The sequence below is a fragment of the Spirosoma radiotolerans genome, assembly GCF_000974425.1.
In the GTDB taxonomy this organism is placed as follows: domain Bacteria; phylum Bacteroidota; class Bacteroidia; order Cytophagales; family Spirosomataceae; genus Spirosoma; species Spirosoma radiotolerans.
The window spans coordinates 4,734,644-4,751,554 of sequence record NZ_CP010429.1; the positions used below are offsets into that span (position 1 = coordinate 4,734,644).

Consider the following 16,911-nt stretch of genomic DNA (forward strand, 5'->3'; position numbering starts at 1 on the left):
TCTACTATCAGCTTTTGTAGCCTGAGTACCTACAGTTTGCCAGAACGGCTTAGGGGTTAAGCCAATCGAAATGTAAATACTCTTATTCAGAAAGATGGAAAGTAAATGTATATCTTAACAGCACGTACCATGTATTAACTTACATTATTAACTATTGTTAATCTATGCATAATAAGACACAGGCGTACTTATAAACATACAGGCGAACTACGAAGCTGACAGGAAGCGTTTTTTTTATTCAGTTATCAAAAGATCAGGCGGCCAAACGAGTCTGCGGTATGTGCAGTCGGCATAAGGTGCCATTCTGGGTAGTCAATTCGAATTTACCTTCTAGTTGTTCCGTCAGGGAAGTAACCAGGCGTCGGCCAAACGATGTTCGGTTATTATTTTTCTGCCAGTCGGTCGCCTTTATTCCCGGCCCGTTATCCTGTACTTCCAGGGTAATACCTGGCTGCGATGCGCCATTGGCATAATCTAGTTTGATCCGGAGCAGCGGGTGCTCCTGGTGCGTAAAAGCATACTTAAACGAGTTGGTTATTAATTCATTTACGATCAGTCCTAATGGCATAGCCACATCGACATCCAACTCTTCCAGTGCTACGTCGACCTGTAAATCGAAGTTAGCGGGTTCGTAGCCGTAAGCCCGCATCAGGCTTTCAGACAAATCGGTCAAATATTCACGGATGTTAACGATCGTTACCCGATCTGTCTGGTACAATCGCTGGTGAATGAGCGACATGGCCTGCACCCGCTGCTGTCCTTTACGAAGTGCCTGTACGGCTTTCTCATCCGTCAGGCCGTTCGCCTGCAAGGTGAGCAGGCTCGATACAATAGCTAAATTGTTTTTAACGCGGTGGTGCAATTCTTTCATCAGCGTACGCAATTGATCAGACTGACTAACCAACTGGTGACTGTTGCTGGTAATAATTTCGTTCTGAGCCGATAATTGCCTGTTGGCCCGACGCAATGCCCAATATTGCCCCACCAGAAGGCTCAACAGCAGACCTAACAGCCCCAAACCACCCGCCATGTAGTTGACCTGGCGGGTTTGTTGCTGGTTTTGCTGGTCAAGAGCGGCAATTTGGTTCATCCGTTTTTGCGTCTCATACTTCGCCTGAACATCGGCGATAGCGCGTGCTTTTTCAATGTCGACAACCGCCTTTATCCGGGCAACCCGCCGGTTTTCTTCAGCCTGAATAGCTGCAATTTCCTTTTCCTTGGCAGACTCTATACGGGCAATTTCTTTAGCTTTAGCCAAAGCCAGCCCGGCCTGAATCGTTGCCAGTTCATTCGATTTTTTCAGTGTATATTGTTCTTCCAGGCGGGCAACCGTGCGTGTTTTATCCAGATTCATCAACGAATCTTCAATTCGCTTCTGCTGCACAGCGTATTGGTAGGCTTTCTCATATTTTCCCACACTCGCGTACATCTGCGACATCATTTTATAAACCGACCGGGTCAGCGGAGCATCCTTGCTCTTTTCGACCAGCGCAATGGCTTTTTCACCGTATGAGATAGCCTGGTCAGGTTTTTTCAGGAATTGATAAGCCGTGGATAGATTCCGGTAATTGTGAACAAGGCTGGTTGTTCGGTTAAGCTCCAGATTGATTGCCAGGGCCTTATTCAGATACACGACTGCCTGCTCATACTGCCCTTGTACATTGGCATTTTTACCAAGGTCATTGTAAATAACCCGATAATCCTCTGGTTTGGCATGGTTGGCATCATTGATCGCCAGCGCCTTCAGGAAACATTCCCTCCCCCGCTCATATTCCTGCAAATCTTCATAAATGATACCCAGGTTAACATAATTTTCGGCGAGAAACCGATTCGCCTTCAGTTCCTGATTGATTCGGATAGCCTGCTGTATATAATACATCCCCTTTTCGAGGTTGGCCCGGATCCGTAAATCCCCACCCATCGTTTTATAGAGCAGCCCTAAATTATGGTATACTTTAGCAATGGAACCCGGCTTGTGGCATTTAGTGAAGTAGTTTATAGCCGCCTGCGCACACAGAATCGACTCGTCAAATAATCCCTGATGGAGCCGTACGACGCAGGTGAGCAGGTTATACTCACCAAGCCCTGCCAGATCATGCGTTTTCTGGCAATGTTTCAGCATCGGTTTCAGGTAGTAAAGCGCCGAATCAAGCTTACTTTCTTTGTAGAAACTATTAGCTATGTTGTAATACGTGTGGGCTCTGGTTGAGTCAGGAAGTTTGTAGGTCAGCGTCGTTTTTAAGCTATCGACCAGCCGACGCTGTGCCTGAACGGGATTGCTTGCCGCCAGTACCACGACCAGAAGGCAAGACAAAGCCCATAAATTACTTTTCATGATAACGATTCGTAATTGTTGCCCCAAAGTAGAATGGCTAGTAAACAATAGTTTTACTAGGGGAAAGATACGACTAAAATTAAGTTTAGTACGTGCAGCCTACCGTTTAAAAAATCTAATTTCTATCTGGCTTTTCCCTGATCTGTTGGTCATTACCGAAAGGTTAAGGTCATCAACGCTTTCGGCTTCACTCTTTTGGGGTGAAGCCGAAAGCGTTAGTGTTCGCGCGTTATTTAGGATATTGACGGACCAAGTTCTCTGTTATTCACTTTTCAGTATCTTGGCCGGGTTCCTGCGAGCTGCTTTTAACGTTTGTGAACCGATCAGCAGGAAAGCCAGAAACATGACAATCACAACACCCATGAGCAGGCCACTGAGGCCAATTGGCTGGTGATAGGCAAAGTTGACCAACACCACTTTGTCGAAAAAGAGGTAAGTGGCCGGAAGCGCCACCAGCGTGGCCACCATGAGCAGGGTTAAGAATCCTTTACTGAGCAGATAGATCAGTCCTGCTTCGCTGGCCCCAAGCACTTTACGGATGCTAATTTCCTTTAAGCGAGTTTCTGTCGTGAACACGACCATGCCGAACAAACCAAGCGAAGCAATACAAATAGCCAGGAAAGCAATGAAACCAATTACCTTCACCATAACGGAAAATTGGTTATAGGCTAGTTCAATCTGATCGTCGTAGAATTTGGCATCCAGCGGATGAATCTTATCGACTTTGCGCCAGGCGTTTTCAATACTCGCCATTGTGCCAGGCAAATCAGTAGAGCCAATCTTAACATTCAGGTAGCCCCAGGGCTCATCGGCTGAATAATGGAACATGACGGGTTCAATCTTTTGATCCATCGTTCCGTAGTGAAAGTCCTTTAAAACGCCCACGATGGCGAGTTTTTTTCCATCTACCGTGACGAGCTTACCCAAGGCTTCTTCAGGATTTCGTTTGGTAATATTGAACCGTTTCAGCACTTGCTCATTGACAATAATTTCGCTCTCTTCTCCCTTTTTGGGGCGCAGGGTAAAATTTTTGCCGGCGATCAGTTTATGGTTATGGACGGGTAAATAATGTTCATCCACTTTATTTAGCCAGACCATGGCCGAATCCCGAGGATCAGTGTATTTCATACGGGAGCCCTGCATACTGCCCAGACTCGTGATCATCATCGACTGAGAAACGTCACGAACGGCCGGAATTCCCGACAACTCTTTAGCTAATACGTTTCCTTTATTGCCCTGCAACCGAATGTTTAAAATATTATCGGTCGCGAAGCCTAAGTCGAACGAAATAAAAGCCCGGTACTGGTTGTAGCCAATCAGAGTTGTGGCAATAAACATCAGCGACAAGGTGTATTGAATCACAATCAACGCTTTACGCATATTGACCCGTTGAAATACCTTCATCGACGAGGCATCTTTTATGACCTTAATCGCATTAATGCGGGCAAAGAACAGAGCGGGGAAAAAGCCTGCCGCCAGGCCAACCAATACGGCCAGACCAATAAAATAGAGGATGATCCGGGGAGAAAGGCCAAGAGAAACGAGATCACTGATGTGTGAATCGAGGGCAAGGAATTGCGTTCGTAAGAACAGAAACAGGCCAAAGGAGAATACCAGGGCCAGCAACGAAATAATCACCGCTTCAACCATAAACTGCCCCAGCACATGACTCTTCAGCGCACCGTTAATTTTGCGAATACCTACTTCCCGCGAGCGTCTGAGTGAACGGGCGATGGAAAGGTTGGTGTAATTGAAACAAGCGGAGAGAATAATGACGAAAGCCAGACCGCCTAAAATCCAGGCGACCAGCGGTATCATCGTGGGCCCAATCGAATTGCCGAGTTTTCGGCCTAAGGCAGCTTCTTTTAACGGTTGAAGCGCTACGGTAAACCTTTTGTTCTTTATTGCAGCGTTTTCCCTCGTATTCAGGTCGTTAAGGCTAGCCTGTAGCGGCCCATTGGTTGTATTTTCCGGCAAAACGATATACACATAATTCTGCCAGACATTTTCCCAACTGTAAAAATTAGGGTCTTTCTTGGCGAGTAAGGCATCCGCGGTCGCAAACGAAACAAGTGCCTCAAACCGAATATGGGATAGCTTGGGCACATCTTTGGCAATACCCGTAACAGTGTAATTGAGGGTATCGAACCGTACGATTTTACCCAATGGGTCGACGTCTCCAAATAGTTTTTTTGCCGTTTTTTCGGTCAACACTAACGAGTAGGGCTCGGTCAGTGCCGTAGCCGGATCACCCTCGATTAAGGGAAAGGTAAATACCTTGAAAAATGAGTTATCTGCCCACAAAGCGTCGAGTGGCAGAATGGTTTCATTCACATGGGCATCGCCCGAAAACCCATTCCGAAGAATCGTCACGTCTTGTATACCGGCTATCGTTTCACGAATTTTCTTACCTACTTTAACCGATGTCGACGCCAGATCTACGGGCGCGTTATCCAACTCCTGATAGGTCGTGATGACCCGGTAAGTTCTGTCTTTCTTTTCCTGGAAATCATCGTACGAACGTAAATCGACGATAAAGGCAATCACGAGCAGGCCTACGGACATGCTAACCGCCAGACCAAAAATGTTAATAAAAGAGAATAACTTGTTGCGTACCAGATTACGCCGGGAGGTTTTAACATAACTGCCAATCATGATCCAATGAATGAGAAGGTTGATAAAATCGGGCTTTCGAACCGTATAAATCCTGAAGAATTTCAGGGCATCAAGACAGTAAATCAGTCGGGCGCGTCGGGCCCCTTTGGCTTTCAGGTTACGCTCAAAGTATTCATTCAGGTCTCCTTCCAGATCTTCCAGTAAATCCGGGTTGCAATACCAGCGCAGCAGACGTTGCGCCCAACGGGGCGGCTGGGGAGCGTCTGATTCAGGACCGTCGGCCCGATCGTTTTGGCTGGTAAATCGTTTCATATCGAACCTTCCAGATTGAATCCAGGAATGATACTCCAAAGCGATTCACGTACCTCTTTCGCTTTAGTGAGGGCTACTTTCCCGGCATGGGTCACCTCGTAATAGCGCTTACGTTTCCCTCCCCGCGTACTGGATGCCTCGCCCAGATGGCTTTTCACGAGCCCTTTTTCTTCCAGCCGATTCAAAACAGCATGAACAACGCCTAGTTTGGCGGCCCGGCCTGTGTGTTTTTCCAACTCATCGCAAACAGCCACACTATAGGCGTCATTGACCAGTGCCGCAATGGTTAGCAATATCAGTTCTTCAAACTCCCCCAGGTTACTCCCCTTCATAACTCATCCGTTAATTTGCAATTCATTAATTCACCAAATGTATGTAAAATAATTTCATTAATTTAGTATTTGTATGTAAAATTACGCTTCACCTAAGCGCGGCCTTCATAAAGTTCACCCAATGACTACAGTACACACTCGTGTCAGTTCACCGTTATTTTATTAAAATCAGCCCAGCGTTTTACACGTAAATTGATCAGCCGTTTTAAGTGTAACTCATTCAGAAACACATTCGACCAGTTATCGAAACGCTGGCACTGAACGCCCAGATAGAAGAAATAGACGCTTAGCCCCAGCATGGGCAACAGGTTTTGCTCTTCCTCGCTGATTTTAGTAACCGATTCATAACCAGCCAGAAAACTTTCCTTCTTTTTCCTAAACTCAGCCTCATCCGTTTCAGTACTGTGAATCTGCAGGATGTAATAAGCAATATCGATACACTGCAGTCCACTCCCACAAAAATCAAAATCGAACAGGGTCACCTGATTCTCTTTATTGATATTCAGATTGTCGAACCAGATGTCCAGATGCACGATTCCCTCCCGCGTTTTCGTGCGGTCTATTTTCGAAAACTCGTCCAGTAAATAGCGCTGGGTAGTGTACAGGAAGTTCATCTCAGCCGAGTCGGCGGGTAAGAATGGCTTGACGAACGCAAGTGAATCAACCAGCATGAGCTGTGGCGTATAGCTTACCCGGTTCAGTTTTAGGTTATGCGTAAGTTGGTGAAACCGGGCCATGATCTGCCCTATCGTACTGTGCAGTTCCTCCGAAAAGGTCAGCAACTTCTCTCCTTCGGCAAACGAAAACAGAACGCCAAAGCGCTTGCCCTCGGGCGCATCCAATTCCTGAATAAAGGTACCGGCTACGTCAGCCAGCGGATACGACACCGGCAGTCCGTTTTCCTGCAAGAGCGTCAGTAAGCGCAACTCTTCCCTTACTTCGGTTTCGGTGCGCCAGTTGAGACTATAAATTCGAAAAATTGCCTTTTGAGTGCCATCCGTTACCAGATAGGAATGATTGACGCCTGCTTTTAGTAACTGACAGGATGTGTTGTCACGAAGGCCGTATTTCTTCTGTAGAAATTGGCCCAGATGAGCCGACGACAAGATGGAGGACGTAACTGGAAAAGTGGGCATAGCGGAATGATAGGTCTTGGCTATAAACAACGTGGAGCCAGGTTTGAGAACCTGGCTCCACGTCAAAATTATACTTTATGATTTGTACTTAGGTTACAATCCCAGCACTCGCTTGTTAAAAGCGTCATCGGCACCGGTTCCGGCAAAGTCATCGAAGGCCCGTTCCGTAACCCGGATGATGTGGCTGTCGATGAAGGGGGCTCCTTCAGCCGCGCCCACTTCAGGGTGCTTTAGCGCACATTCCCACTCAAGCACGGCCCAACGGTCGTAGTCGTATTGCGCCAGTTTAGAGAAGATACCCGAGAAGTCAACTTGGCCATCGCCTAACGAACGGAATCGGCCTGCCCGCTCAACCCAACCCTGGTAGCCGCCATAGACGCCCTGCTTGCCCGTCGGATTGAACTCAGCGTCTTTCACGTGGTAGGCATAAATACGGTCGTGGTAGAAATCGATGAATTGCAGATAATCAAGCTGTTGCAATACAAAGTGGCTTGGATCATAGTTGATGCCAGCGCGGGGGTGGTTACCCACTTTTTCCAGAAACATCTCAAAGGTAATCCCATCGTGCAGGTCTTCGCCGGGGTGAAGTTCGTAGGCAACATCGACACCGGCTTCATCATAGGCATTCAGGATAGGCAACCAGCGATCAGCCAGTTCTTTGAAACCCGTCTCGACCAAACCCGCCGGACGCTGTGGCCAGGGATACACAAATGGCCAAAGCAGCGCCCCCGAAAAGGTAGGACTGGCCTTAAGACCAAGATTCTTACTGGCTTTCGCCGTCATCATCAGTTGGTCAACTGCCCAGGCCTGCTGGTCTTTGGGCTTACCCGCCAACTCCGCCGGGCCGAATCCATCGAACATGGCCCCGTAGGCCGGATGAACGGCAACAAGCTGGCCTTGTAGGTGAGTCGCGAGTTCAGTGATTTCGACACCGATATCCGTCAACTTTCCTTTCAGTTCGTCGCAGTAGGTTTGGCTCTCCGACGCTTGCTTGAGATCGATCAACCGCGAATCCCAGGTTGGAATCTGGATACCTTTGTAGCCCAGATCAGCCATGTATTTGGCAATCGTATCGAGCGAATTAAATGGGGCTTCGTCACCCAGAAACTGGGCAAGAAATATGCCCGGACCTTTCATTGTCTTCATTTTTTAAAGAGCGAAAGAGTGAAAGAGCGAAAGAGCGGCTGACGCGAAATTTTCGCTCTTTCACCGCTACGGTGGACCGTTCTTTCGCTCTTTCGCTCTTTATGTCAGTCGCTCACTGTTTTACGGGATTTAGATAAAATTTTCAGTACTTGATACCCTTCATCTATCAACTCCTTTAATCGACGTTCTGGTACGATTTCTGTAAAGACGATTGTTTCCAGCCAAAAGAGCGATTCGTCCAGTTCTTCGAGCGTAACACTGAGTTTGGCAAAAAATTCCTTCTGACTCCTGCCTCTACGAACCGCCCGAAAGTTGGCAGCAGCTGATGAAGAAGAACGAATAAGCTGGTGAGCAAAATGTTGCGCTTCATATTCTTTTGGAAGCGTTCGACACACTTTTACACAGCGTAGCATAAACATCTTAAGCCGTTTTTCCAGATCATCCAGAAATTGACTTTTCGAGTGAGTGGAGTAATCTACCCAGGCTTCAGTAACTAAGCTTTCCTCGTCTTCCATCTCATTTTCAGAAGTTATGTAGCCAACTCACTCATTCACTCATTCGCCTTTCACTCATTTATCATTAAATCTCCACCCAAGCCTGCTTGCGGTTGCTTTCCAGAATTTTTTCGCAGATGAGCAATTCACGATACCCGTCGGCAAAGGTTGGATAGGTTGGCTTCTCGGGTTGCTTACCAGCGGCTATCGCATCGTACACTTCTTTGAATAATTGCTTCGATGTATCGGGGAAACCTTCGTTATGACCACCAGGGAAGCTGATCACCGACCGGGCTTCGGGGTGAGCCAGCGATGGATCGCGCATAAATGACTCGTTGGCGCCGTCGCGGTTACCGATCCACATTTCGTTGGGCGCTTCGGAATTCCAGGCAAACGTTTTTTTCGATCCGGCAATTTCTAACCGCATCTGGTTTTTACGACCGGCTGACACCTGCGATACCGTGATGACACCCCGATTGCCATTGTCGAACCGCAGCAGCACGTTGGCATGGTCTTCCGTATTGATGGGAACATCGGCATAATCTTCGGGCTGGAGCATCTTACCCGAGTAGGTTTCAACGGGTTTGAGTGGCTTCTTCCGTACTTTATGGACCGTATTGAAATCGGCCATAACGGCTACTGTTTTGAGGCCGGTAATGTATTCCAGGCTGTCCATCAGGTGCGACCCAATATCAGCAATGGCCCGTGAATCGCCCGACTTATCCGGTTCGAGCCGCCAGTTATAATCGGTGTCATAAAACAACCAGTCCTGCAAATAAGAACCAATGACGGAATACACATCGCCCAGGGCTTCCTGCTCGCGCATTACTTTCATCTGACGAACGAGCGGATAGTAACGCAGGTTGAAGTGAACCGCATTGACCAGACCCGTTTGAGCAGCCAGTTCAACGAGTTCTTTGGCTTCGTGCAGATCTTTGGCCAATGGCTTCTCGCACACCACATGCTTCCCTGCCAGCAAAGCCGCTTTAGACTGCGAGAAGTGCAGGAAGTTTGGCGTACAGATGTGTACTACTTTAATATCGTCCATCGCCAGCAATTCGTCGAATGTGCAGGAACGTTCGATACCGAGCTGGTCCGCTTTCTGGCGGGCGAGTTCGGGGGTTACTTCGCAGAGGGCGAGGACGTTTGTGTTAGGCAGGCGACGCAGGGCTTCGATGTGCGCAGGACCGATGAATCCGGTGCCAACAACACCGATGTTGATTTTTTGCATGAGGGTTTGGTTTAACAAGCGAAAGAGTGAATAAACGGTCCGCCGTGGCGGTAAAAAGTCTGCCGGATGGCTTCGTTCTTGCGTTCATTCACTCTTTATTTCAGTCGCTCACTGTTTTTCGGGATTTAGATAAATTTTTAACTGACAGCCTTCATCGAGTAATCGGTAGCTCGTTCACCACTTTAGCGAACCACTCTTTCGTTCATTTGCTCTTTGCCTTTTACTCAACAAACTTAGTCCACTTCGTCGAATCATCCTGACTCGATGCAATGACCGTGTCGATAAAGGCCAGGCCACGAACACCGTCGGCAGCTTTCGGGAAATCATAGATTGGATCAGCCTCCCGCCCTTCCATATGGGCTTTTACGGCGTAGGCGAAATTGCGGTAGAGGTTGGCGAAAGCCTCAAAAAAGCCTTCGGGGTGGCCTGCCGGTAAGCGCCAGTGTGCCGATGCCGACGCCGACAGACTGCCCACATTCGGGCGGATGATGCGCTGGCCTTCCTGCGTTTTGTATTTGAGCGTATTAGGCTCCATCTGGTGCCACTCAATACCGCCCAGCTCACCCCAAACGTAAATCTTGAGTGAGTTTTCTTCGCCATTGGCAATCTGGCTGGCATGCAGAACACCCTTGGCGCCATTGGCGAAACGAAGCAGCACATTGCCATCGTCATCGAGTTGGCGACCCGGAACGAACGTCGTTAAATCCGCACAGAGTTCGGCAATTTGCAGGCCGGTAACATACTCGGCCAAATTCTCGGCGTGCGTACCAATGTCACCCATGCAACCCGCAGCCCCGGATCTGGCCGGATCAGTACGCCAAATAGCCTGCTTGTAGTCATTGTGCTCCTCATCTTTTGAGAGCCAGCCCTGTGGATATTCGACAACCACTTTCCGAATCTTACCGAGTTTACCACTGCGCACCATATCACGGGCTTCTTTTACCATCGGGTAGCCGGTATAGTTGTGCGTAAGGCCAAACACTAGCCCCGACTTTTCAACAATGGCGGCCAGTTCTTTCGCTTCGGCCAGATTCAGGGTCATGGGCTTATCGCACATCACATGAAATCCATTTTCGAGCGCCATTTTAGCGGGCGGAAAGTGCATGTGATTGGGTGTCACGATAGACAGGAAATCCATTCGTTCGCCTTCGGGCAGGGCCTTTTCCCGCTCGATCATTTCCTGAAAGGAAGTGTAAACACGGTCTTCGGGTAAATACAGGGCGTGACCGGTTGCTTTCGATTTGTCGGGCGATGCACTGAAGCAGCCACAAACCAATTCGATTTCGCCATCGAAACCAGCGGCCCGGCGGTGAACGGCACCAATGAAGGCATCAAGCCCTCCGCCAACCATACCCATTCGCAATTTTCTATGCATTGGTATTGATGTTGAGAGTAAACACGTTAGAAAAGAGGGTTACGGGGGTTGGTTTACTGTACCCGGTTAAGGGTTTATGGTTTACCGTCTGTGGTTTACGGTAGACTGACGCATGTGTATTGCTGACGCGTCAGCCCACGTAAACCACAGACAGTAAACCATAAACCACTAACTACAGGTCGTAACCCTTTTTTTACGGCCGAAAATTAGTTGTTTTCTCTTATTTTTCGGAAATTTTGCACAAAAACGATCCCCGGGTGGGGAGTTTATGGAATCTACTGTCTTTTAATTTTTTAATTAACTCTGTCGCTAAACCACTTAAATCCCTCTTGCAGAAATGAACCTAACCATTAATCGTTCGCGGCTGTTCAACGCCAGTTGCTTTTCGCTTATCACCACCGCCATGGCTTTTGCCATCCGGGCTGGTGTCCTCACCCAGCTGGGTAAGGAGTTCAATCTGACAGCCGAACAGCTAGGCTATGTCAACGCTATGGCTTTTCTGGGTTTCCCAATTGCTATGATTTTTGGCGGTCCGCTCTACAACGTAATTGGTCCCAAACGCATCGTATGGGTGGCTTTTGCTACACACATACTGGGTTTGGTAATGACCATTTTCGCGGGTGGCTACTGGACATTGCTCTTGTCGACTTTCTTCGTCGGATTTGGCAACGGTACGGTAGAGGCTGCCTGTAACCCCATGATTGCTGATATGTATGACGGAAATGTGAAGATCAAAATGCTTAGCCGCTTCCACATGTGGTTCCCGGGCGGCATTGTGATCGGAACGCTTGTATCGAAATTTATGACCGATGCTGGCTTAGGCTGGCAATTGCAGATCGGAGCCATTCTGATTCCGGCTGTAATTTACGCTTTCATGTTTTTGGGTCAACAGTTTCCGGCTAGTAAAGTAGAAGGCGCTGCCTCTACCGGCGAAAACCTGAGAGCCATGGTTTCTCCCCTTTATCTGTTCATGCTGGCCTGCATGGCGCTGACCGCTATTTCGGAGTTCGGCCCTGAGCAGTGGGTTGGTCCAATTTTGGGAAAAGCAGGTGCTAGTCCAATGCTTATTCTGGCCCTGGTAACGGGGCTGATGGCCGTCGGTCGTTACTTTGCCGGACCCGTTGTGCATAACCTCAATCCGACCGGTGTATTGCTCGGTTCCGCTATTTTTGCTTCCCTGGGCGTTTATCTGATGAGCACCGCCACTGGTCCAATGGTGTATGTATCGGCGGTCGTTTTCGCCATTGGCGTTTGTTATTTCTGGCCGACCATGATCGGTTTTGTTGCCGAATACATCCCTCGCGCGGGTGCCTTCGGTATGTCGATCATGGGTGGTATGGGCATGTTTGCAAGCTCTATTTTCCAGCCAATCATTGGCAACTGGCTCGATGAAGAGACAGCAGCGGCTAAGGGGCGGGGTCTTACGGGCGATGCTATTGAGTTGGCAGCCGGACAGGCAACGCTGGCACACATGGTTATTTTCCCACTAATTCTCATCCTCGCGTTTGGTGGCTTGTACTTCTTCATGCGCAACCGGAAGCCAGGTCACGTAGATGAAACGGTTATCCTGGAACAGCCTCAGCTGTAAGTTATCGAATCAAATAATCTATTAACAGAAAGGCCTGGAATGAAATCATTTCAGGCCTTTCCGTTAACTAAACAATTAAAAGTCAGTTAATTATGCCGTAGTTGTTAAACGTATCGCTTACTTTATTGTCTGTCAGGCAATTTCCTGACCTAACGTTCAATTAATAAGGCGGTGGCACTACTCGATGCGTACACAACGCCCCTGACAACGGCTCAGGTCGGTCATCTTCTTCGGCGGGCCACTTTCGGTCCTACCCCCGAGCAACTAAAGACGCTTACCGGACAAACGGCCGCGCAGATCGTTACGACTCTGCTGGCCGATCAGCCAACGCCCGCTCCTCCGCTCGATCTGACCACGAGCAAGACATTTCATGATCAGCCATTCGATATGGCCAACGCCGGTAAACTGAGTGCATATGTCAAAATGTGGTGGGCTAATCTGATGCTTAATCAGCCGGTATCGGTACTCGAAAAGATGACCCTGTTCTGGTCCAACCACTTTGTCACCAATACCACAACCGTTAATGATTATCGGTATATGTATCGGTACAACGCATTGCTCCGGCAATTTGCATTGGGCAATTTCAAGGCGTTTGCCGTTGCCATTACCCAGGACCCGGCCATGTTACGGTTTCTGAATGGAAACCAGAATCTGGTAGGTACGGCCAACGAGAACTACGCCCGCGAGCTTCAGGAACTCTTTACGATCGGACGCAACGGCGGCTATACCGAAGACGATGTTAAAGCGGCTGCCAGAGTCCTGACTGGCTGGGTGGATGCGGGGTACCGCGATGCAACCAATGCCACCATCAGCAGTTCATTCAAAGCCAGCCGACACGACACAACCGACAAAACTTTCTCGGCTACCTACCAGAATACGGTGATCAAAGGGCGGTCGGGGGCTACAGCGGGCCTTGACGAATTAAATGACTTGCTCGACATGATTCTCAAAAATGTTGAAACACCCCGTTACATCTGCCGAAAACTGTATCGCTGGTTTATCAACGCCGACATTCCGGCCACGGTCGAAACGAATTTCATTCAGCCGCTGGCCGATCTGTTCCGGAAAAACAATTTTGATATAAAGCCGGTCATGAGCGCTATTTTGCAGAGCCAGCACTTTTTCGATGACGCCTTGCGGGGCGCCATCATCAAATCACCTACCGACCTGGTTATTGGCACATTCCGATTTTGGGGCTTACAAGCGCCCGCCCCGACCCAGAATATAACTGGATTCTACCAGATCGGAAATTATATACATGCCCGCCTTGTGGAAGAGCAACAGGATTTACTGAATCCGCCCACAGTGTTTGGCTGGACAGCCTATTACCAAACGGGTTATTATCAGCAGTGGATTAACTCAACGACGCTCGGTCTGAGGGGTTACTTCGGTGACTCACTCACCACCAATGCTCTGAAATTAAACGGAAGACCCGTTATTGACGTTTTGGCGTACGCCAAAACGCTTTCCAACCCTAGCGATGCCGCTAAGCTGGTAAATGACCTGACAACGCAACTGCTGGCCCTCTCCCTCGACCAGACGCAGAAAGATTTTCTGACGGACACCATCCTGCTGAATACCATTCCCCGGTATGAATGGACCAGCGAATGGAATGATTACATCAGCGCGCCGGCCGATACCGCCAAAAAGCAGGCGGTTCAGCTAAAACTGACGGCTTTTCTGCAATATATTTTCCGCATGGCGGAGTATCAGGTAAACTAATCAAAGAGCGAAAGAGTGAATGAGCGAAAGAGCGGCCCACCGAAGCAGAGAATGGGTTGACGAAAGCTATTTATCCCTCTTTTACTTCAGCGGACCGCTCTTTCGCTCATTCACTCTTTTACTCTTTACCCAATGAAACGTCGTCACTTTCTCCAGCATGCAGCCTCGTCGCTCATCTTACCGGTTCTCATCGACGGTTTCGGGGCGAAGGCGTTTGCGCGTCCGTCGTCGTTTGTGCAATCGCTCATAAACTTGGCAGATCAAACCGACCGGGTGCTGGTGATTATCCAGTTGCAGGGCGGCAATGACGGGTTGAACATGGTGATTCCGCTCGATCAGATGGGCGTGTACACGGCACCAAACTTCCGGGGGAATATTGCCATCCCCGAAGCAAAAGCGCTCCGACTTAAAAACTTCTCCCAAACGGGCCTGCACCCGGCTATGACCGGTATGCAGCAACTGTTCAATGACGGAAAGTTGAGTATCATACAGGGCGTATCGTATCCAACGCCCAACTTCTCTCACTTCAGAGCCAGCGATATCTGGATGACCGCCGTTGATTCCACCCAAACAGCCGCATCAGGCTGGGCAGGCCGCTACCTCGACAAGCAATATCCCGGCTTCCCGGATAGTTATCCAACAGCGAAAATGCCCGATCCGCCAGCTATTCAGATTGGCTACGTGACGGCAACCTCGCTGCTCGGTCCGACCGATTCCATGGCCATTGTCTTGCAAGACCCTGATACCTTTGCCCGACTGGTAGGCGATACACCCAAAAACCCGCTTGCGAGTCAATCAGGGTATGCGGGCCAGCAGATTGATTACATTCGGCAGCAACAGGCTAGTTCAGTCAGTTATGCCAGTCAGATCAAAACGGCCGCCGGAAAGGGGAAAAATCTGGCAGCTTATCCGGCAACGAACTCGCTGGCAGCACAACTGAAAATCATTGCCCGGCTTATGAGTGGTGGCTTACAAACGAAGGTTTATTATGTAACGCTGGGCGGCTTCGATAACCACGCCAATCAGGTAGATGCCACAGACACCACAACTGGTACACACGCGAACTTATTACGGACGCTGTCAGACGCTGTGCTGGCTTTCCAGACCGATCTGGCCCAATTGAAACTGGAAGACCGGGTGGTGGGCATGACGTTTTCAGAGTTTGGCCGACGGGCTATTTCCAATGGCAGTCGCGGTACGGACCACGGCACCTCGGCGCCCATGTTTGTCTTTGGAACGGCCATTAAATCCCCGATGGTGGGCAAAAATCCGAACCTCAGCGACCTGGACAATAACAACCTGAAAATGCAGACCGATTTCAGGCAAGTATACGCAGCTATTCTGACGGACTGGTTTGGCACCGATGCCAGTACCGAAACGGCCGCCATCCTTCGGGATTTCCCGGTGGCTCCTGTCTTCAGGGCTCCGCAGGTCGTTACGGCCATTGACCCGACAGAAACGGCTACGAGGCTCTATCCCAATCCGGCATCGGGCGAGGTAGTTCTTGAATCAGACTGGCTAATGAAAGGCCTGAAATCGGCACAGGTTTCTGATATGCAGGGACGCCTGATGCCATTGAACCCGGTACAGTCAACGCCGGGTTCCGTTCGATTTAATGTGGGCAATCTGCCCGTTGGCAATTACGTATTACAGGTAGAGACCGGGCAGGGCTTGTTAACGAAGCGAATATCGGTGGTCCGGTACTAATTATTCCTTACCTTGTTTGCGTTAATTTAATTGAGCCGATGGCCCCTCTTACGCGTAAGCAACACCTTTATGCCCGGCTCATTGTGGTGCCGATCGCTGCTTTTGTCGCATCGCACCTCGTATTTTACCGCCGTTTTCCATCAGAAATCAATTATCAATTCCCGTGGCCCTATTTCCTGACCGTAGCGACCGTCATGTTAAGCTGTTGGGAATCAAATCTGGCTGTTTTCCGGCGACTGGATCAGCAACTACCTTTCTATAAAAATCCGTCCAGGCGGATTCGGCGACAAATCCTTTTTGGTGGCCTGGCTACAATGGCCACATTTTCGGTCGTATTTCCGCTGGCGATTAGATTGTACAGTGGCGCCTGGCCTTTATACCCGACTATCATTTCGGGCATATTTGTTTGTGCGACCATTGCCACCGTGGTAAATGGAGCGTATGTTGGCCTGTACCTTATCCAGACTATCTACCTCGAAAAGCAACAGACTACTCAGGAACTCAATAGCCAACTGAAACAACTCCCACCCGTAAATTCATCGGAAATGATTCCTGTTGAGGCTGTGAACGGCCAGTGGCGCCTACGCCCCGATGAGATTGCGTATTTCTATTCTACAGGAGGACTGGTACTACTCATCAAGTCTGATGGGCAGCAACTAACAACCGCCTATACCTCTTTTACAAAGTTGGGAGATCTGTTGTCAGATGCGCCTTTTTTTCAACTCAACCGGCAATTTATTGTCAACCTGAACGCCATTCGGTTTGTACAGGATGACGTCAATCAAAAGCTTTTGGTGGGCCTTACCCCGGCCTTGCACAGAAACGATCCCCACGAACAGGTTATCGTGAGTCGTTATCGGAGTGTCCAGTTCAAAAAGTGGTTTCGGCAAATCGAAGTAGCCTGACCATTCATGCCC

12 protein-coding genes are annotated in these 16,911 nt (G+C 49.1%); 4 read left to right on the forward strand and 8 right to left on the reverse strand.

The window, feature by feature from the left end; genetic code table 11:
- Positions 1-253 precede the first annotated feature (253 nt).
- From SD10_RS19185 to SD10_RS19220, 8 genes are all read right to left on the reverse strand, one after another.
- The gene (locus SD10_RS19185; protein WP_046575953.1) at positions 254-2,335 is read right to left on the reverse strand and encodes a tetratricopeptide repeat protein; all 2,082 of its coding nucleotides are present in this window, start codon (positions 2,333-2,335) and stop codon (positions 254-256) included.
- 261 nt (positions 2,336-2,596) lie between these two features.
- The gene (locus tag SD10_RS19190) at positions 2,597-5,263 is read right to left on the reverse strand and encodes an ABC transporter permease (RefSeq protein WP_082111637.1); all 2,667 of its coding nucleotides are present in this window, start codon (positions 5,261-5,263) and stop codon (positions 2,597-2,599) included.
- Positions 5,260-5,595, reverse strand: a complete 336-nt coding sequence (locus SD10_RS19195; RefSeq protein WP_046575955.1) for a PadR family transcriptional regulator — start codon at positions 5,593-5,595, stop codon at positions 5,260-5,262. The genes SD10_RS19190 and SD10_RS19195 overlap by 4 nt, the downstream gene beginning before the upstream one ends.
- Positions 5,596-5,738: 143 nt before the next feature.
- The gene (locus SD10_RS19200) at positions 5,739-6,731 is read right to left on the reverse strand and encodes a phosphotransferase (RefSeq protein ID WP_046579805.1); all 993 of its coding nucleotides are present in this window, start codon (positions 6,729-6,731) and stop codon (positions 5,739-5,741) included.
- 93 nt (positions 6,732-6,824) lie between these two features.
- Positions 6,825-7,877 (reverse strand): sugar phosphate isomerase/epimerase family protein, encoded by a 1,053-nt coding sequence (locus SD10_RS19205; RefSeq protein WP_046575956.1) that lies wholly within the window; start codon positions 7,875-7,877, stop codon positions 6,825-6,827.
- A gap of 104 nt (positions 7,878-7,981) precedes the next feature.
- On the reverse strand, positions 7,982-8,392 hold the full coding sequence (locus SD10_RS19210) for a four helix bundle protein (RefSeq protein ID WP_052731228.1): 411 nt from the start codon (positions 8,390-8,392) through the stop codon (positions 7,982-7,984).
- Positions 8,393-8,456: 64 nt separating this feature from the next.
- A complete protein-coding gene (locus SD10_RS19215) occupies positions 8,457-9,602 on the reverse strand; it encodes a Gfo/Idh/MocA family protein (protein WP_046575958.1) in 1,146 nt (381 codons plus the stop codon).
- Positions 9,603-9,822: 220 nt separating this feature from the next.
- Positions 9,823-10,959 (reverse strand): Gfo/Idh/MocA family protein, encoded by a 1,137-nt coding sequence (locus tag SD10_RS19220; RefSeq protein WP_046575960.1) that lies wholly within the window; start codon positions 10,957-10,959, stop codon positions 9,823-9,825.
- A 355-nt stretch (positions 10,960-11,314) separates the two neighbouring features.
- Between SD10_RS19220 and SD10_RS19225 the strand changes: the two genes are divergently transcribed.
- The 4 genes from SD10_RS19225 (at position 11,315) to SD10_RS19240 (ending at position 16,899) form a co-directional block, all read left to right on the forward strand.
- Complete coding sequence (locus tag SD10_RS19225; RefSeq protein WP_046575962.1) at positions 11,315-12,565, forward strand: MFS transporter; 1,251 nt, start codon at positions 11,315-11,317, stop codon at positions 12,563-12,565.
- Between the two features lie 171 nt (positions 12,566-12,736).
- The gene (locus SD10_RS19230; RefSeq protein WP_046575964.1) at positions 12,737-14,287 is read left to right on the forward strand and encodes a DUF1800 domain-containing protein; all 1,551 of its coding nucleotides are present in this window, start codon (positions 12,737-12,739) and stop codon (positions 14,285-14,287) included.
- A 132-nt stretch (positions 14,288-14,419) separates the two neighbouring features.
- The gene (locus SD10_RS19235) at positions 14,420-15,994 is read left to right on the forward strand and encodes a DUF1501 domain-containing protein (protein WP_046575967.1); all 1,575 of its coding nucleotides are present in this window, start codon (positions 14,420-14,422) and stop codon (positions 15,992-15,994) included.
- 38 nt (positions 15,995-16,032) lie between these two features.
- Positions 16,033-16,899: a LytR/AlgR family response regulator transcription factor gene (locus SD10_RS19240; protein ID WP_046575969.1), complete on the forward strand. Its 867-nt coding sequence runs from the start codon at positions 16,033-16,035 to the stop codon at positions 16,897-16,899.
- The last annotated feature ends 12 nt before the right edge of the window (positions 16,900-16,911 follow it).